Here is a 19,728-nt window from a genome sequence, read left to right as displayed (position 1 = left end):
TAGCAGATTCCACTCTTGTTTTCAAAGGAATCAGTTGGCCAAACTCAAACGAATACTGATACCCGTTTGAATGCGATTGGTAGGGAATGCACTGGACGTTTTGAAGACAGCGATATTCTGATCGTAGTACAACTGAGCTGTGATTCTACGAGAGATCTTATAGTCGGCTGTAAACTTGATGGTTGTGAGCCTCTGCCCTGCGGTAATCTGGTTCTGCCCCACTGCAATTCTTCGTATCACCGTAACATTATCCCGAATGGATAGATCAACACGCAACTCTAGGTTTGAATTCACTGGAGTTCTTGAAGCACCAGTAGTGATAAAGTTGAACTTCACATCCTTGATGATGTAACCCGCACCAACGGTAATTTCATTGCCCTTGGTATCTGTGATTTGCTGGTTGGCCAAGCTCATGGATATGTTCCGATCGCGATTGTAATCGAACTTGAACGTGGTGTTGTTCTTCATTCTCATGTTGAAACCCACCAACGGTCGGAAAGCTTCAGTCATGGAAACCTGACTCACCTGGAATTCCGGCATGAAGTCGCCCGAAAGATCTCTAGGGTTTACATTCGGATTCTCTAACAATTGCTGTTGACGAAGCAAGTTGGTTTGATAATTTGCCACTTGTAGCGTTGAGCTATACGATGAACTCAAGGCAAAACTGGAGAAATTCTCCTTGAACCACTCCAAGCGCATCAGACCAGTGTAATTCAATCTCCAGTTAGGCATCGGAACCTTTGGAAGCTCATTCAAAGTCATACCAATCTGATCAGATGGCGCACCACCATAGGCAGATATGAAGGCTGGAATCATGGCCTGTTGTGAGAACACACTATAACCTGAATATCCACTATCGGGATCAAAGGTTGGGTTGTAGTTAGGATCCTGTAGGGCGTAATCTTCCGCCAATCTGCCCGACAACACAAATCTGTTTTCGAGGAACTGGTTGTACGCTACCGACTCACGATCTGAACTCGATTCAAATGCACTTCCCCATGCCAACCAAGAGATGCTGTAGGTGTTTACCGACATAGGATTGAGATGCTGGAAACCGGTTCCGAAGGCGTCTCTCAATACTTGATCATCTGGATTAGTACCGATATATCGGAATACAGAATTGTAGTTATAACCCGTCGTCCGTGTGAAGTTCACATCAATTCGCAAGTCAGAAATGGGTTCGATTGTACCGCGCACTTGAAGGTTGGTGTTCTCCATTTCGGTATAGCGGTTCGGCTGACCTCTGCGCTGCGTGAGGTACTTATCATTGGTGAGTGCTGGATCATCTGCGAGTTCCAATTCTGCCATTTGTTCGGCAACAGGCACTTGCCAACCCAACGCAAAAGCAGCACCTGGAGACCATCCCGAGACATCGGACATACCGAAGAAGACCGGCTCTGGAAGATACCCCGGCAACAAGGTACCTTGGTTGATGGTATACGTACCATTCACGTTCTTCACCATGGTGAGTAGCCCTACCCCAAATCGAGCGAGCTTCATTCCGAATCCATCCTTGTTGTCGTCGTCTGCTTGATCCTCGGCCGCTGCATTGCCCGATCCCGGCAACTGTCTTCTCACCGGCCCAAGTCTACGATTACCTCCACCCGCAGGCTGACTCAACCTCTTGATGAAAGGAAACTTGTTGTACAATGTAGACATGTTCAAATTCAAGTTCGCCTGCCAGTTCGCAGAGTTTTGAATGGTATTCCCGTAATTCAATGCAGTATCTTCTCGAGCAATCAGTGAAATGGCCTGCCAATCGTAATCACCTGTGTATCTCAAACTCGCATTGACAAACTCGAAGTATGGAATCTTGTCCACCGGGAGCTGCCACGTAACTTGTAGGGTTTGGTGGTAGTTGGTTGGTCGTCCTAAATCTTCAAGATTGTTTCTCAGGTACTCTTGAGCAGCTGGATTGCTAATGGGGCCCGCTAGCTCGTCAAAGCGCACGCGCTGCAAAGCGGTATAGTCAATCTTAATTCTTTCGGTTAGATCCCAAGCCACGTTGTAGTTCCGATCCATGCGGAAGTTCTTGTTCCAGTTTTCAGGAAGTGCAAACTTCGGATCTGGGTTGTCCACATTTCGCATCTGTAGCTGCTGATAGCTACGCACCACATCTCCTCGGAACGAGAATCGCTGTGGATACCACTGGAAGTTGAAGTCGCGAATCAATTTCAAATACTCACTAGTCACTACATTCTCAAGTGGCTTCCAAGGCTTCGCGCTGGTTTGGAAGGTATAGTTCAAGGTTCCTCGGTGATCTACCCTTCTATCCAATTGGGTGTTGACATTTCTCCGATACACTTCAGAGAAGCTGTAACTCACGGAGAAGTTTTCAATATCATAGAACTGTGGACGTCTTGTACTGGAGCCCGATCGATCCTTTCGAACGTTCGTCAAGTTGATGTCTCTGCGTAACGTGTAATCTTGAGAAAGGGCTTTAAGTGAATCTCGCTGAGCGGTAGTCTCCAAATTCTCCAATGCAGTTGGGAATTCAATGTCTGGATCCAATGGGTTGAACATTGGATTCTGCCACTCCTCACTAAGGTTGAAGAACACCGGTATACGAAGGGCGATATCGTCATTGAAGAACTTACCCATTTCAACATTCGTCTGAAGGTTGTAGCTCAATGCTTCGAACTGATTTCGCTCTTGAGGACCTTGATCCAAACTACCATACCCAACAGAACTGTAGTTACCGGTTAGCGACACATTCGCGAAGTCCGCGAGCTTTGCGGTCATTCTCGCGTTTGCAGCCCAACCTCCGCGGTTGTCGAAGTCTGTTAAGCGCAATTCGTTCACCCAAACTTCCGCACACTTATCCTGACCGTCATCAGTAGGATCATTGAGGCGTTTTTTAGGATTTCGAATACCGATAAGGATGGTGCGAACATTGCCGAGGTTTGGACTACCCAATACACTCACAGAACCTCTACCCCTTGGAACAGAATACAGTGTTTGACGACTGAAATTCGGGTTTCCTTGCATCATCTGATCGCGTTCCAACTTCACCTCTTTGAACAAATCAAGATCGAGGTCAATGTCGTTGGAAGAAGGCCAAATTCGATCTGGATCGGTTTCGCCAAACTGTGTTACGGTAAGAGGAATCTCGTACTCGTAGTAGTTGTTATTGTAATCGGAACCTACTCGAACGAAGAGGTTGACATCACCATCGCGGAGAATCTCGTTGAGTCCTCCAGCTTCAGCGTGAGCGAACATCTTCAAGTTACCGTACATTCTCATGTCCATAGACAGGTTGCGGAATACCGCTCTCGCATCGCCATCTTCTAGACCACAAGTGTAAAGGGACAAACTCTGTTCATTGGCCTGCACGGTAGAAGTGGTTCCAAAGAGCACCTGACGGTCAATGCCCGGAGGTAGAACGTAGTTGATTGGATCTCTACTTCCGTTTTCTTCCAAGTTCACGGCATTCACGTTGAATATCGTAGAACCGTCACCATCAATAGGAACGTTTTCGTTCAACACATTTAGGTCGAATCGGTATCTTCTCCATTCTCCTCTCACCAAATCCAATCGCGCAAAACGCAATACAACAGGACGGTTGAAGCCTTTCAAGAACATACGGATGAAGCGAATAGAGCGGAAGTCACCAATCTGACCAATGGTTTGATCAGGTTCAAAAATTGGAATCTTGAATTGAATCCATTTCACTTCTCGCGGCACTTCACTATTCGGCACCTTCACATTCCTAGCATAACGTATATCAGTGATGTAGTTCTGACCCACCGTTTGTAAATCCGCCTCTGCCATGGAAACTTTGTACTGGAAGTACGTTTCCGTTTTACTCAAAGTGAGATCACGGTTCACATCCTCCTTATCTGGAAGGTTGGTAGCAAAGGCTGGATATCCATCTACTTGTTCGATGCTCGAGTTGCCTTCTGTACCGTTGAAGTCGCGGTATCTTCTCAGAATACCTGCATTCGCATTATCGAGTGAAGACCCTCTGTAGTAGCCGAAGTTGTCAGCAGATGGATCGGCATTAGCTTTTGTATAGGCAACAGATGCAGCCCCAAATTCACTTTCCACTCGTTCCGTGTAAGATGGCTGATTGAGGTATCTCCAAGTTCTTTCGTCTTCAGTTCTCAATCCATCCAGACCAACGTCTTGATTAGCACGAGCTGTTGGATCGTTATCAAACGCATCTACGATAGGTTGATTCTGTGTCGTATACCCCCAAACTGTAGAATCTAGGTCCGAAATATCTCCTGTTGGATCTAGACCGTTCTCAAAACTCTGTCTTCCGTCTTTGAGGATATCTTCAGAAATCGAACCCAAATTGAAGTACAAATCCCCTACATCTGCAGCAACGGAATCTTCCGCATAAGGGTCCATAATCCAAAACTGGATAAACTCGATATTTTGTTCTTCGAAGTTGTTTACCTGAAGCGGTCGCATTACCCCAGCCCAACGAGAATCGGGATCATTCAACTTACCATCAGCACCCATACCTGCAGAGAAGTTGGTAGGACCTACTTCGTAATTGTATGGACCGCGTTCTTCTGGGTAAAAAGCCAAATCGAAAGTGGCGATATTCTGAACCGTTGTACCCTGTTGTAAACTCGTATTCGGGAATACCTCCTTGATAGGAACTTGACGAGTACGGTGATCTGAAATAAGGTTCTTATCACTTCGGATATTATCCGGCGTTTGGGCATTGTCCTGATAGAAAACTGGATCGATGATATACCAAGCTAGCTTAGCACGATTGTAGTTGTAAGCTAAGTCTTGTGTGAGATTCCCCTCTGGAAATAGACTTGGCTGTCCAGCTGGGGTTGAAGCGAGCAACCAGCTTGTGGCCCCTCTAATATCAATGTTCGTCTGACTACTTTCAAAGTCATCGATGTACGTTGTTGCACCATCTTCCCCAATCTTAATCCCACTTGGAGATCCCGGAATCATGTGTGCGAATTCCCCTTGGAAAGTAATGGAAGATGGCTCTTTGGTATCGATGAATGGAATGGCATCTACCATTCTTGTCAAGAAAGGAGCGTCAGTATTGTATTGTGTATTGAGCCCCCAGATAGTGTTGGCGATAGGCTCATCACCCAAGTTCACTTTCTGAGTCAGTGGACGTTCACGCAAGTGGAGCAAAGCACCTCCCACATTGAAATTGTCGCTGAACTTATGATCGAAGGTAGCCCCTGCGAAAGTCTTCGTCTGGAAATTAAAGAGTGAGTTATTCTCGAAACTCACATTGATAGGAACACCGGAATTGAGAATACTCTCATTGATAATCCGAACTTGTCCGAGGTTGTAATCTACCGTATAGTCTTGGTTCTCGGTTAGTTTTGCACCACCCGCAGAAACCGTTACCGATCCTTGAGGAATGTTGAAAGCATTCAATTGGATAACAGAACCTGAAGAAGACTTGTACTGACCTTTCAGCAAATACTTGTTCTTTTGAGTCTGCTCTTGAGCCCGAAAGCGCGTACTGTCGTAGAGCTCTTGGAAAACATACTTCTCCCTCGCTTCCTGAGACGTCAAGTTACTCGACAATCGTTCTCCAAAAGGTTCCAATACGGGGAAGAAAATCCGACCGTTCTGTGAATTGATCGTTCTTCCCTCCACAAAGTCAAACAAACCATCGGGAACCGGGTCGTTGTTGTAGTTCAACTGGTCGAGAGACATTACGTTGAGAAGCAATGAGTCATCCAAGTTGGAATTCGGAAGATATGGAACTGGGGTTCCTGTTTCATCGTTCATGTAAAGAACCTGGAGGCGGAAATCCTCTTGAGACACTTGGAAGGCTCCGAGTGAATAAACGTTCTTCATCATCAAGTCCCAAAGTGGTGTTTTCACATCCAAGATGGTACTCTTCAACATTTTCAAGATGAGTGTGCTTGGAGGGTTCACCCCGTCGTTCGAGAATTCCCCCACTTGGTAAGTTTGACCAAAAGCCGTGTATTGAAAGGCCACAGCAAGGACTTCATCTTGGTTGAGTGCCTCATTCAAGGAAAGGATACCCAATTGAGGATCGAGTTTAAACTGCGAAGGTTGAAGTTTACGAGCATTCGTCAACTCAACGAATTCTGTCGCTTCAATAAAGCCCGCAGAATTCAAAACGGCATTCGCATCGCCAATATCGCGCACGCCTGGATAGGCACTTGCCAATGCAGATGGCTCCAATTGGTTAGCTCCGTTGTTTGGAAACTGGCTAGATGACGAACCTGGGAAAATATCCGGTCCACCAAGTGGTCGGTTACCATCACGATAGGCGTCTCCTTGATTTTCACCAAGGTCCATGAAAGCCACAATGTTTCGCACGTCTTCTGTAACCGATCTACGGTTGGTTACCCAGATTTCAACCTTTGTAATTTGAACAGGTGAGTTAACCACCGGCATAGAAGCCAACCACTCTTCGTAATGATCGCGGAAATACTGGCTCAAGAAATAGTGGCGGTTCGCTTCGTATTGATCGCCCCAAATTTCAAATTCTTGTTGCGTTGCCCCACCCTGAACGCTAATAGATTGGGATTGAGAGCGCTGTTCTGAGAAAACCGTTGTTACCGTTGTTTTACCAAACTGGAACTTGCCTTTCACCCCGAAGAGACTCTGCGCCCCAGTGATGAGAGAACTGTTTACTGGAAGGGAAACGTTACCCATTTCCAGATTCTTAATAATATCGTCTTCTTGTCCTTCAAAGCCCAACTTCATCTTATTCTCAAAAGCGAAGGTGGCTTCAGTATCATAGTTTGTACTTAGCGACAAGCGTTCACCAATTTTACCCGTGATATTGATTTGAATACGTTGATCGAAATCGAACGCGAAGGTTCTTTGATTTCGAACAGGGATAATTGGGTTTTCAATTTTTTGATATCGGGCACCGATTCGGATTTCTGCAGTACCCTGCGGACGAATTTCAATGGTATTTCCTCCAAAGATGTCAGCAAAAGTTTGGCTATTGATTCGGATTTCAGGAATCAAACCATCCGACTCTCTATCGTCTCCACCTCCCATAGATTCAGCACGTGAAGACATTTGAACGCGCTGAGGAAAATACTCAGCATCAATTTCTCCAAACGCTCGTTCTTTGTATTGATCTTGAGTTAGGATAGTTGGAGACCCAACAGGAACACTACCGATGTACTTCTGAATCGTATAAAGTCCTGTTTCGGGATCATAGGTCACTTCTTCCCTAAAGTTGGAAGGATTGTTAAGGTACAAGCCGCCATCGCCATTTTCAGGAATGGGATATATCAGCGAATCTGGATCCCCTGTATCAAGGGCAAATCGCCCATCTTCAATAATGAGATCAACGGCATCAACGCTAGAATTCACCCATCCAAACGACAGGAGAATAGGCGTGATCACAACAGCCAATAGGAACGGTTTTGCAACGGGTACTCTCAAACTCAGAGTTTCTGGAGGGCGTTTTTAATAATCGATTCAACCGAGGCATTGGCATCTTCTTTAAGATGCGCACTCACCACTTTATCTACGGACACGCGGGAGAAGCCTAAAATTTCCAAGGCTGCAACAGCCTCTTCTCTACTCGACTTCACGGCAGCCATAGATGTACTGTCAAGATGCAGACCCACTTTGTCTTTCAAATCGACAACGATTCTTTGAGCGGTCTTAGCACCGATGCCTTTAACGCCTTTTAACAGTCCGATATTTTCCGAACGGATGGCAGATTCAACCTCTTCAGGTTGGAGAGAGCTTAGAATCATTCTAGCTGTATTCGCCCCTACACCAGACACACCAATCAATTGGCGGAATATTTCGCGTTCCTCCTTCACGGCAAAACCGTAAAGAGTATGCGCATCTTCTCGAACAGCGAGATGGGTATACAGCAGCACATTTTCATCCGCACCCAATTTTGCATAGGTACTCAATGAAATATGTACATGATACCCTACACCCGCACACTCAATAACGACAAATGTGGGACTCTTCTCTACGAGGCGACCTCTGAGATGGTGATACATGCAGGAAGTTGTTTTTATAAGTTACCCCCTCCTTTGTGGTGGGAGGGCGGCATCAAAACGCCAAAAATAGAAAAATCGTACACCTAGAAATGAATGATTTACAATTCTATAAAAGAAAAAGGGCTCTCCGAAGAGAACCCTTTTTAACATTTCTTTATAAACCCGCTCTACTAGTGGGATACAACGATTCTTTGCGTATTTAGAATTTGACCGTCGTTTACAACTTGAAGCATGTAAACTCCAGCAGGAAGCGTTCTTACTTCCATTTCAACGGGAGTAGAATTGCTTGTAAAATTCTTTTGAGACACCATCATACCTGCCAAGTTCATCAATCGAACCACTCCGTGATCCATGTTTCCCACTTGAACTGTAAGGCGATCTTTGGCAGGGTTAGGATAAGCGTTCACAGTAACCGCTTTTGATTCGCGGATAGAAATCGACGGAGCAACGCTCAAATGAAAAACTATATCCAAGTAATCATTCACATCCGCCGCATTGTAGTAACGGTAGATAACAGAATCACTCTCGGTAACGTTGTTGCCTTTGATATACCAACCGATGTAGAAATCTGAATTTCGAGCACCGTTTGCCAAAGTAACTCCACCGAATTGAGAGCTATCGGTACCAACGCCGTAACATAAATCCCAGCAGAAATAGTTACTGTCGGCAATACCAACGGAACCATTATAAATGCGAGCCATTTCGAAAGTGGCTTCAGGACCATTGTTCGTTACAGTAACGTGCGCCTTTACTTCATGTAAATAAGATGAATTAGCCACGGTATTGGTATCCATGGTTACCAAAGACAAGCTTTGAGCCTGTACAAAAGAGCTCAATGTCAATGATAACGCTATTCCTAAAGTGTAAATCTTCTTCATTAATATGGTTTCAAGTGTAAAAAACCTGCTAAACAGTAGGCACAAATTTAAACAAATCTTAATTTGGGCGTCCGTAACCCTTAATTTGTTTGTTTAATGAAGAAGCTTTACACCTTGTCGCTTGCGCTTTTGAGCATGGCGGCTATCGGGCAAACCCAACGCCTTGCCCTATTCGAAGAGTACACAGGTGAAAACTGTGGACCTTGTGCTTCGACGAACCCTGGCTTAGATGCTTTGGTTCAATCGAACCCTACTAAAATTTTGATGTTGAAGCACCAAGTGCCGATTCCATCAGCAGGACCTATTTACAACGCATGGCCAACAGATGCAAACGCACGCCTTACTTATTACGGTGTGAACTCTGCTCCAAATGGTCGTCTTGACGGATCTACTTTTGGAAGCAATCAGACGCACCCAGCTTACTTGACCCAGTCAATTATTGACTCACGCGCTCAAGTATCTTCATCTTTCACGATGAGTACGTCACACACTGTTTCTAGCGACCTAGATTCAATTTACATTACCGTTGTTGTAACGAACGTAGACGGATTCACTGTTAACGCACAATCAGCTGGATCACTTCGTCTTCACGTTAACGTTATCGAGGAAGAAATCAACTTCGCAACGCCTCCAGGAACCAATGGAGAGAAAGATTTCTACCACGTATCTCGCAAAATGTACCCAAGCGCTGCTGGTACAGCTATGCAAGATTCATGGCCTACTAACGCAACGATGACTTACACTTTTGCGGAAGCTCTTCCTACTCACATCTACAACTACAACGAAGTTGGTGTGGTAGCTTACATCCAAGAAAATGGTACAAAGGAAATCATGCAGGCTTCTCATTCAGCAGCAGGCAACCTTGTAACTAGCAACCCAGATCTTTCTATTGCAAACCTTACTGCATCTGGAAATGATCTTTGTGCTGGAAACGCCACTCCTTCTTTCGAAATCACCAATGAAGGTCAGGCTACCGTAACTTCTGCTGACGTTCGTTACAGAATCAACGGTGGAGCTTGGACTACTCAAGCATGGACTGGTTCTTTGGCTTCTGGTGCAACTGCAACAGTGAACTTCCCTAACATTTCTCTTCCTTACGCTTCGAACAACTTCCAAGCTCAGGTGACGAATGCAAACGGTGGTGCTATCGAAATCAACAAATTGGACAACGATATTGAGCCGTTCACTTTGAACGTTCTTTCTCCAATCGTTCAGTCTGCTCCATTCGATGCAAACTTCGAAAATGCTACTTCAGGAAGCGTTCCTAGCAACATGATCTTGAGTGGAAACAAAACGTACAACACTGTTATTGATGCTGCATTCGTAAACGGATCAGGTATGATGGGCGGTTACGCTGCATCGAACAAGTCAATGTTGTTCGGTTTCTTCTACCTTGAGTCTGGCACCGTTAGTGAATTGATCATGCCTAAGGTTGATATTAGCAACTCTACGTACACTAGCTTGTTCTTCTCAAGAGCATCTAAGACGTACGCAGGAGAAAACGATATGCTTGAAGTAATGATATCGGATGACTGTGGTCAAACTTGGACTACTGTATGGAGTGCTGCTGGTTCTAACTTGAACACTGTTGCTGCTCCTTCTACTAGCCCTTACTTCCCAACTGCAGCTAGCGATTGGAAGATGGCGCAAGCAGGTATCCCTTCATCTATGCAAGGTGCAACTGAGCTTATCGTTAAGTTCAAAGCAACTTCTGATTACGGTAACAACTTGTTCATCGACAACGTATGGCTTTCTAACTCTCCTTTGAGTGTTAATGAAGAAGGTCTTGCTGAAATGATCATCTTCCCTAACCCAGCTAACCACACTGCTCAACTTAGCTTCGATGCAGTTGAAGGTGGTGCAGTTGAAGTGAATGTAGTTGATCTTAACGGACGTACAGTAAGCACATTGAACACTGAAGTTTCTGCAGGAGCTCAAAACATCACTCTTGATGTGGCTGACCTTCCTGTTGGAGTTTACGTGGTACAAGTTCGTCAGAACAGCACTGTTAAAACTCTTCGTTTGAACGTTACTCACTAAGTAGTACGGCACAAACATTGAATAGTATAGAACACCGACGAGGGAAACTCCGTCGGTGTTCCTCATTTAATAATACACCATGAGAAGTTTTCTATTCGCACTTAGCTTTTTAGTATTGGGCACAGCTGCCAAAGCGCAGATTTTCCCACAAGTATCCATCAAAACTCTTGATGGCCAAACGGTAGATGCATCCACCATTGAGCACGACGGTCCAGTGGTCGTTAGCTTTTGGGCTACTTGGTGCTCTCCTTGTAAAAAAGAACTTGAAGCGCTGAACGAGTATTACATCGACCTTCAAGATGAAACCAATGTATTGGTAATTGCCGTTTCTATTGACGACCCAAGAACTGCCTCTACTGTTGGTGTAGAAGTGAATTCTCGCGGTTGGGAATACGACGTATACCTAGACACGAATAGTGACCTCCGCAGAACAATGGGGGTAAACAACGTTCCACACACCATGGTGTACAACAAGAGTGGAGAGTTAGTTTACACGAGTAACAAGTACAACCCAGGTGATGAAATTCACTTGATGGAAGTCATTCGCGAAGCCGCTGAATAGTGAAGAAGAAACTACTCCTTGGACTTGGCATCCTTGCCGGATTCCAAAGTCTACATGCGCAAGAAAACCAAGAGAACTGGGGAACCCTCCATGGGAACTTCCAGTTTGATGGTCAACTATACGTTCGCGATAAATCTATTGACCCATTAGGGGAATTCTACCCCGATGAAAGATTCCTAGGTCAAGGTTTCGCCAACTTCAATTATTCTCACGGAAACTTCCGCGCAGGTTTGCGCTACGAGAACTATCAAAACGTAATTCTTGGCTTCCCAACTGGATATACCGGGGAAGGCATTACTTACCGCTACCTCCAATTTGTGAAAGATGGATTGGATGTTACGGTAGGTAACTTTTACGAGCAGTTTGGTTCGGGTATGATCTTCCGCGCTTACGAAGAGCGCGGCCTCGGTCTGGATAACGTGATGGATGGTGTTCGATTGAAATACGCTCCGATGAAGGGTCTACAACTTACAGGCGTGATCGGAAAGCAACGCGTTTATTTCGACAAAGCCCCAGGCGTTGTTCGCGGTCTAGATGCAAACATGAGCCTGAACGAAGCCATTCCCGCCATGGCGGAAAACAAGTGGCGCTTTACCATTGGTGGTAGCTTTGTGAGTAAGTACCAATCGGCCAACGATCCTTTCTACAACCTACCAGAAAACGTAGGGGCTGGTGCTGGTCGACTAACGGTACAACGCGGAGGGTTTATTTGGAACACCGAATACGTTTACAAGGCAAATGACCCATCGGCTGACAATGGTAATATCTTCCGCGATGGCCAAGGTTTATTGTCTACGCTCACCTATACCCAACGCGGTTTGGGAATTATTGCGAGCTTTAAGCGAATCGACAACATGGCTTTCCGCAGCGATCGCAATGGCAAGGAATTCGAAGCGTTTATCAACTACCTTCCTCCTACCACCAAGCTGCACACCTATTCCCTTCCAGCCCTCTTCCCTTATGCAACGCAAATCAATGGAGAGGTTGGTCGACAAATTCAGGTGAGCTACAAGTTTGATCGCAGCACCCTGCTCGGTGGCAAATACGGAACACTCGTTACCGTGAATTATGCCGATGCTTATAGTCTTTACAAAGAAGAAGTGGAGCCTGGTGTGCCGATCGGAGAAGCGGGAACAGATGGTTACAAAACCGACTGGTTCAAGCAGGGACAAGTGCACTATTACACCGACTTCGACATTGAAATTCGCAAGAAGATTTCACGCGAATGGAAGGTGATCGGTACATACTACAACTTCTTCTACAACAAGTCTGTTTTGGAAGATGGTGTAGCAGACCAAGTGGTGATGAATAATCCTAACGTTCAAGAAATTGCATTTGTGAACGCAGGTGTGGTCGAATTGATCTGGAACTATCGTCCACAACATAGCATACGTATGGAATTGCAGGGAGCATTCTCTGATCAATACCGTGGTGACATGGCCATGGTTTTGCTGGAATACGGATGGAGCCCTCACTGGTTCTTCTCCATGCAAACCATTCACAATTACGGTCATACTGACCCAGCTCAACGTCTAACTTATCCAATAGGATCTGTAACTTACTACTCGGGACAAACCCGTATTCAAATGAGTTACGGTAGACAACAAGCGGGTATCTTCTGTGTGGGCGGCATCTGTCGAGTGGTTCCTCCAAGCAACGGTTTGAGCCTCTCTGTAACCACCAATTTCTAACGGGAAACGAAGAAAGATCATGAAGAAATTATTGATTCCTGTTGCCATCTTCACCTCATTCATCTTCGGAATAATGAGTTGTGACGTAATTGAAGATCCATTGAAGGATGGCGGAGTAGTAAACCCTCCGAGCAACGATACCGTGTACCGTAATGTTCTCATCGAAGACTTCACCGGACACCGTTGCAAGAACTGTCCAAAGGCTTCAAAGGCCATAGAACAAATCACTGATTTGTACGGAGACAGAGTCGTTGCAATTGGTATCCATTCAGGGCCATCTGAGTTCACGGCACCACTACCTCCTGATTATCCAACTGATTTTAGAACGGCAGATGGTGATGCTATCGCTTCCTTCTTTGGAGGAGTTCCCGCTCAGCCCATTGGAATGGTAAGCCGTTTGGATTATACCGGAACTGGCATTAGCCACTTTAAGCTCTATAATTCATGGGCCGGTGAATCTGCGGCTTTGATTGACCAACTGGCCATTGCCAAAATTGAAGCAACGGGAACGGTTTCTGGATCGAATTTACTGACAGATGCCACAGTTACCTTTATAGGCGACCAAAACGGCACTTATAAAATTGCCATCTACCTCGTTGAAAATGACGTGGTAGCTCCGCAACTTATGCCAGACGACACACGTGATGCGAACTACGTTCACCACAACGTTCTTCGAAAGGCCATCACACAGCCTATGGGCGACGCCTTGGCAAGTGGCGCGATTTCAGATAGCGCTTCTTTTGATGTCAACTATACCACGGCCTTGGACGCTAGTTGGAATACTAGCAATCTGAAAGTAATTTGCCTAGTGATTGATGATGCCAATCAAGAAGTAATGCAAGTTATCTCTGAAGACGTTCAATGATCCAAAAAACACTCATATTCCTCTGGCTCCTCCTGGTTTCACTAACCGCGAGGAGCCAGTATTTTTCTGGGGGATTCCAACTAGGTATCACCGCTAATCAAATTGACGGAGATGGCTTAGGGGGATATGACCACATCGGCCTTCAAGCAGGTTTCTTCACCAACCGTGACCTCGGAGGAAAGTGGGCTGGACAATTGGAGTTGATGTACATCTGGAGAGGTTCTAGAGAACCGGTATCCGACACCAGCAACCTCTTCCGCGCAGATTTACATCAAATCTCCATTCCTCTCATTGCCCAATACAATTACAAACGATTGGTGTTTGAAGGCGGGCTTTCGGCAGATTTAAACATCATTACCAAAGAGAGTAATCTGTATGGGAGCTACGAGCCAGATCCTGCGTACTACCCTTTGGTATTGAACAGCATCCTAGGAGTGAGTTATAAGCTCACTGATGCGACGATCATCAACTTGAGGTCACATTACAGTTTGAGTAGAATTCAAGACGGGAGAATCGTTTATAGAGGTCCAGGACTTTTTGATGATTGGATCAAAGGGAAGCATTCCGTGACAATTGCTATGGCTCTGTATTTTTACTTCTGAAGAAATTTCAAGTTTCTCATCAAGCCTTCATACTTTGTTCGCTTCACTGCGGATTTTCGAAAAATCTCGTTGAAAACATCAACGGAGATATCCATCCACTCTTCCCTACTCATTTCTAGCATTCCATCTCTGGGATTAAATCTCGGTTCAGAATGCGGTTTGGAGAAGCGATTCCAAGGACAAACATCCTGACAAACATCGCATCCAAAGGCCCAATCGTTCATTTCACCTGCAAACGACTCTGGAATAGCATCCCTTAATTCAATCGTCAAGTAGGAAATACACTTGTTAGAATCTACCACGTAAGGAGCGGTGATCGCATCGGTTGGACAAGCATCCATGCATGCCGTACATGACCCACAGTGATCAGTAGTCGGTCCATCTGGTTCTAACTCCAAATCCAAAATCAGTTCCCCAATAAAAAAGAAAGATCCTGATTTCTTCGTCAGTAAGAGACTGTGCTTTCCAATCCAACCCAATCCGCTCTTTGCCGCCCAAGCACGATCGAGAACAGGTGCAGAGTCCACAAATGCTCTTCCTTCTACATCTCCAATGGTAGACTTAATGAAATCGACCATTTCCCGGAGCTTATCTTTAATGACGAAGTGATAATCCTCGCCATAGGCATACTTCGCAATTTTAGGGGCGTTGGCATCCGACTGAACGCTTTCAGGAAAGTAATTCAAAGTGAAGCTGATCACGCTCTTTGCTCCAGGAACGAGCAAGGTTGGATCAAGGCGTTTGTCGAAGTGATTCTCCATCCATCCCATGGTTCCGTGATTACCATCTCGCAACCACTTCTCCAGTCGGGGAGCTTCCTCTTCTAAAAAACCAGCAGGAGAAATACCGCATCCAGCAAAACCCAACTCTGAAGCTTTGCGCTTAATGAGCTCTGATCTTTCGCGAAGCGTCATCAATCGAAAAGACCTCTTTGATCCGCAGGGCGCTTTCTACCCAAGTGCTTGTACGCCTTATCCGTGGTCATTCGGCCTCTAGGGGTACGAACTAAGTATCCTTCCTTAATGAGGTAGGGCTCATACACTTCTTCCAAGGTGTCGGCTTGTTCTGAAACAGCCGTTGCCAAGGTGTTCAATCCAACAGGTCCACCTCTAAACTTATCGATAATGGACGTCAATATCTTGTTGTCCATGTCGTCCAATCCGTGTTCATCTACATCTAGTGCATTCAAACCGTACTGAGCGATTTCAACATCAATGGATCCGTTGCCCTTCACCTGTGCAAAGTCTCTTACACGACGCAATAATGCATTGGCGATTCTCGGTGTTCCTCTACTTCTTCTCGCTATTTCTACCGATGCATCAGCTGACATTGGCACATTTAGGATGATTGCCGATCGTTCGACGATGTTGGACAAGAGTTCCGTTGAATAATATTCGAGTCGGGAGTTGATCCCAAAACGTGCCCGAAGTGGAGAGGTCAATAAACCTGAACGGGTAGTTGCACCGACCAAGGTAAACGGATTCAATCCAATCTGAACCGATCTTGCATTGGGTCCCGTTTCTATCATGATATCGATCTTATAATCCTCCATTGCGGAATACAAGTACTCTTCTACAATAGGGCTCAATCGATGTATTTCGTCAATGAAGAGGACATCATTCTCCTCTAAATTGGTCAGTAGTCCGGCCAAATCACCTGGTTTGTCCAATACAGGCCCGCTGGTAATCTTAATCCCCACGCCGAGCTCATTGGCAATGATATTGGCCAAGGTGGTTTTTCCCAAACCTGGAGGGCCATGTAGAAGGACGTGATCCAACGCTTCACCTCTTCCCTTTGCCGCCGCAACGAAGACACGCAAGTTGTCGAGAACCTTATCCTGTCCAGCAAAGTCGTCAAACGACGCCGGCCTAAGCTTCTTCTCTAGATCCAGTTCTTCAGGTGAAAAACCGCTCTCGTCTCCGTCTAGCAATCTATCCATGGGCTAAAAATAGCCAAACTCGCGATGATGTGAACAGGATGGGTCACAAAAAGCAAAGGCCCGCATCCATATGATACGAGCCTTTTGTGCTCAGGAATAGGAGTATCTATATGCGGTCAGTGAGAGAGCGTAGAACTCCAGTTTGGTGGTGAGGCCTTAATGACCTTATTGGTGTGACAAATATACTGTACCTCAAAACAGCATATTCTCACCGCATGCGACAATCGTCTTCGTTATTTGCGAAATACGCAAATACAAACTTTAATTTTCGCACCACATGCGATTTTTAAATGATTTCATGAATACTTTCGCATAGCGTGAGAAAATTTATATCTTAATTCACATACAGTGAGAAAGATTCTATGACTTCAAACACATTTCAGTTGGCTTTTGTGAAAGTATTGCTCCGCCAACTTCCCAAGAACACTAAGCCCGCTGAGCAAATCGCTGCCGTACTCGGCTGTTCAACTGCTTCGGCCTATCGCAAAATAAAAGCCGACAGCCCCTTTACCATAGAAGACATTACCACCTTGTGTTCTCAGTATCGCATTTCACTCGATGAAGCGATGTATTCAGATCCCAGTCAGGCAGTGATCTTCAAAAAGACACAAGACGTTGTGTCGATAGACTCGTTAGAGATTTATTTCCACAACACCTTGGCGCAACTTCAAGCACTTCGCAATATGCCGGAGGCCACCTTATACTATGCAGCTAGGGACCTACCTCTCTTCTTCTATTATCGATTTCCCTCCCTTGGTGCATTCAAGACTTTGGTGTGGTTGAAAGACTCTGGATCTGACTTTCTGGAAAAAAACGAAGTATTCGACTTTGATAAAGTACCCGAAAAGATCACGGATTTGGGTTATCAACTCAACCAAACGTATTACGACTTGTCGACCTCGGAGATATGGACACCCAGGACCATGGCTAACGTTTTTGAACAAATTCAGTACTACTACAAGTCGGGCTTACTACGTCAACAAGACGCCAAACGCGTTTTAGAGGACGTAGCACAAGTGATTGATGAAAGAGAGTACAGAGCCCGAGAAAACGAAAAGAAGGACAATATCAAGGCTGAATTGTACTCTTGTGATTTCCTCATGATGTCCAATGGAGCTCTTGCGGTGTTAGGTGAAAACCGAATTGCTTGGGTAGCCTTTAACGGGATCAACTTTGTGCACACCACCAATCCAAATTTTTGCGAAGAGTACGAAAGAGCATTCAAGCAACACGCCAACTTGGGGGTATTGATATCGGGCAGTGCAGAAAAGCAGAGATCTGAATTCTTCAGAAAACTCCGAGATCAAGTATCTGCTATGCAGAAGATTCTGGACATCGATCTGAAATACTATTAGGTATAGCAATACAAGAAGGGCTCCGAAATTCGGAGCCCTTCTTGTATTGAGTAGTAGGATAATATCAGTGTCCTGATGTTTCACCTGGTCGGAGTGCAACGGTTTGAGGAATGAAATCCTCATCGGCACCTGGCTTGCTGTAATCGTAAGCCCAACGGTGAACTTCTGGAATTTCTCCTGGCCAGTTACCGTGGATATGCTCAACCGGAGTTGTCCATTCCAAAGTATTCGCTCTCCAAGGGTTTTGAGAACTCTTTGGACCACGAAGTGCACTGTAGAAGAAGTTGAAGATGAAGAACACCTGTGCCAAACCACCAATGATAGCAAAGACAGTAATCAAGATGTTGATGTCTTGAAGGTCATCAAACATTGGGAAGTTAGTGTTCTCAAAGTAACGACGTGGTAAACCAGCCATACCTGTAAAGTGCATTGGGAAGAATACTCCATAGGCACACACAAACGTCACCCAGAAGTGGATATAACCCAACATCTTATTCATTCTTCTGCCGAACATCTTAGGGAACCAGTGGTAAACACCGGCGAACATACCGAAGATAGCAGATAGTCCCATTACAATGTGGAAGTGCCCCACTACGAAGTATGTATCGTGAACGGCGATATCCAATGCAGAGTCACCAAGAATAATACCTGTAAGACCACCGGCAACGAATGTGGATACCAAACCAACCGAGAACAACATCGCAGGTGTAAACTGCAAGTTACCTTTCCACAAGGTAGTGATGTAGTTAAATGCTTTTACAGCCGACGGAATCGCAATCAACAATGTGGTGAAGGTAAAGACAGAACCCAAGAAAGGACTCATACCTGTCACGAACATATGGTGACCCCAAACGATAAACGAAAGGAATGCAATGGCCAAGATCGAACCTACCATCGCGCGGTAACCGAAGATTGGCTTACGAGCGTTAGTAGAAATTACTTCTGAAGTGATACCCAACGCAGGAAGAAGGATGATGTAAACTTCAGGGTGACCCAAGAACCAGAACAAGTGTTCGAAAAGTACAGGGCTACCACCTTGGTTTGTCAATAACTCACTACCCAACATGATGTCAGAAAGGTAGAAGCTAGTTCCAAAGCTACGGTCGAATACAAGCAAAAGGGCTGCACTCAACAAAACAGGGAAGGAAAGAACACCAAGAATTGCTGTTACAAAGAAGGCCCAGATTGTCAAAGGAAGACGAGTCATGCTCATACCCTTTGTACGCAAGTTCAAAATCGTAACGATATAGTTCAATGAACCCATCAAAGATGAAACGATGAAGAGTGTCATAGACACCAACCAAAGTGTCATACCCATACCGGAACCAGGGATCGCTGTTTCTAGCGCACTCAATGGTGGATAAATAGTCCAACCTGCAGAGGCTGGCCCAGCTTCAACAAAGAGAGAAGCCAACATGACCACACTCGACGCAAAGAAGAACCAATATGAAAGCATGTTGAGGAATCCAGACGCCATATCACGTGCACCAATCTGCAATGGAATAAGGAGGTTCGAGAACGTTCCACTCAAGCCTGCAGTCAACACGAAGAACACCATAATGGTACCGTGAATCGTTACAAGGGCTAAGTAGATGTTTGGATCCATAACTCCACCTGGAGCAAACTTATCGCCCAATAGAGTATTGAGGATAGGCATTGGTTCACCTGGCCAAGCTAGTTGAAGACGGAAAAGAAGGGACATGGCAACACCAATAATACCCATGATCATACCCGTGATCAAGAATTGCTTCGCAATCATCTTATGGTCCGTGCTGAACACGTACTTCGTAAAGAAGGTCTGATGATGCTCGTGGTGTTCGTCGTGTGCGTGTGCTTCTGCCGACATA

At 45.4% G+C, this 19,728-nt stretch carries 12 protein-coding genes; 6 read left to right on the top strand and 6 right to left on the bottom strand.

What is annotated here, in order from left to right:
• Positions 1-30: 30 nt before the first annotated feature.
• The 3 genes from sov to F8C82_RS00590 form a co-directional block, all read right to left on the bottom strand.
• Positions 31-7,371, bottom strand: coding sequence for a T9SS outer membrane translocon Sov/SprA (sov, locus tag F8C82_RS00600; RefSeq protein WP_170266099.1), 7,341 nt, complete (start codon positions 7,369-7,371; stop codon positions 31-33).
• Positions 7,372-7,373: 2 nt separating this feature from the next.
• Positions 7,374-7,949 carry a Holliday junction branch migration protein RuvA gene (gene ruvA, locus F8C82_RS00595; protein ID WP_151691500.1) on the bottom strand — a complete coding sequence of 192 codons (576 nt, stop codon included), beginning with the start codon at positions 7,947-7,949 and terminating at the stop codon, positions 7,374-7,376.
• Positions 7,950-8,119: 170 nt separating this feature from the next.
• Positions 8,120-8,827: a T9SS type A sorting domain-containing protein gene (locus tag F8C82_RS00590; RefSeq protein ID WP_151691499.1), complete on the bottom strand. Its 708-nt coding sequence runs from the start codon at positions 8,825-8,827 to the stop codon at positions 8,120-8,122.
• A 96-nt stretch (positions 8,828-8,923) separates the two neighbouring features.
• On the opposite strand from F8C82_RS00590, the gene F8C82_RS00585 reads away from it, so the two are divergent.
• The 5 genes from F8C82_RS00585 (at position 8,924) to F8C82_RS00565 (ending at position 14,587) form a co-directional block, all read left to right on the top strand.
• Entirely contained in the window at positions 8,924-10,867 is a 1,944-nt protein-coding gene (locus F8C82_RS00585) for a T9SS type A sorting domain-containing protein (protein ID WP_151691498.1), read from the top strand.
• A gap of 79 nt (positions 10,868-10,946) precedes the next feature.
• Complete coding sequence (locus tag F8C82_RS00580; RefSeq protein ID WP_151691497.1) at positions 10,947-11,429, top strand: TlpA family protein disulfide reductase; 483 nt, start codon at positions 10,947-10,949, stop codon at positions 11,427-11,429.
• Positions 11,429-13,120 carry a DUF6029 family protein gene (locus F8C82_RS00575; protein WP_151691496.1) on the top strand — a complete coding sequence of 564 codons (1,692 nt, stop codon included), beginning with the start codon at positions 11,429-11,431 and terminating at the stop codon, positions 13,118-13,120. Before F8C82_RS00580 ends, F8C82_RS00575 begins: the two co-directional genes overlap by 1 nt.
• A gap of 19 nt (positions 13,121-13,139) precedes the next feature.
• Positions 13,140-13,985 carry an Omp28 family outer membrane lipoprotein gene (locus F8C82_RS00570; protein ID WP_151691495.1) on the top strand — a complete coding sequence of 282 codons (846 nt, stop codon included), beginning with the start codon at positions 13,140-13,142 and terminating at the stop codon, positions 13,983-13,985.
• Positions 13,982-14,587, top strand: a complete 606-nt coding sequence (locus tag F8C82_RS00565; RefSeq protein ID WP_151691494.1) for a porin family protein — start codon at positions 13,982-13,984, stop codon at positions 14,585-14,587. The genes F8C82_RS00570 and F8C82_RS00565 overlap by 4 nt, the downstream gene beginning before the upstream one ends.
• Here the strand turns inward: F8C82_RS00565 and queG are convergent.
• Both queG and ruvB read right to left on the bottom strand, forming a co-directional pair.
• Positions 14,578-15,501 carry a tRNA epoxyqueuosine(34) reductase QueG gene (gene queG, locus F8C82_RS00560; RefSeq protein WP_151691493.1) on the bottom strand — a complete coding sequence of 308 codons (924 nt, stop codon included), beginning with the start codon at positions 15,499-15,501 and terminating at the stop codon, positions 14,578-14,580. The genes F8C82_RS00565 and queG overlap by 10 nt on opposite strands.
• Positions 15,501-16,526 (bottom strand): Holliday junction branch migration DNA helicase RuvB, encoded by a 1,026-nt coding sequence (gene ruvB / locus F8C82_RS00555; RefSeq protein WP_151691492.1) that lies wholly within the window; start codon positions 16,524-16,526, stop codon positions 15,501-15,503. Before ruvB ends, queG begins: the two co-directional genes overlap by 1 nt.
• Before the next feature lie 362 nt (positions 16,527-16,888).
• Between ruvB and F8C82_RS00550 the strand changes: the two genes are divergently transcribed.
• Positions 16,889-17,881, top strand: a complete 993-nt coding sequence (locus F8C82_RS00550; protein WP_151691491.1) for a helix-turn-helix domain-containing protein — start codon at positions 16,889-16,891, stop codon at positions 17,879-17,881.
• 64 nt (positions 17,882-17,945) lie between these two features.
• Here the strand turns inward: F8C82_RS00550 and F8C82_RS00545 are convergent, their stop codons facing one another.
• Positions 17,946-19,727, bottom strand: coding sequence for a cytochrome c oxidase subunit I (locus tag F8C82_RS00545; protein ID WP_151691490.1), 1,782 nt, complete (start codon positions 19,725-19,727; stop codon positions 17,946-17,948).
• Position 19,728 lies beyond the last annotated feature (1 nt).

Origin of the sequence: Phaeocystidibacter marisrubri, from assembly GCF_008933165.1 — a bacterium.
Classification (GTDB): Bacteria; Bacteroidota; Bacteroidia; order Flavobacteriales; family Schleiferiaceae; genus Phaeocystidibacter; species Phaeocystidibacter marisrubri.
The sequence above is the reverse complement of the archived record's forward strand: the minus strand, read 5'-3'. Positions and strand labels throughout refer to the sequence as shown.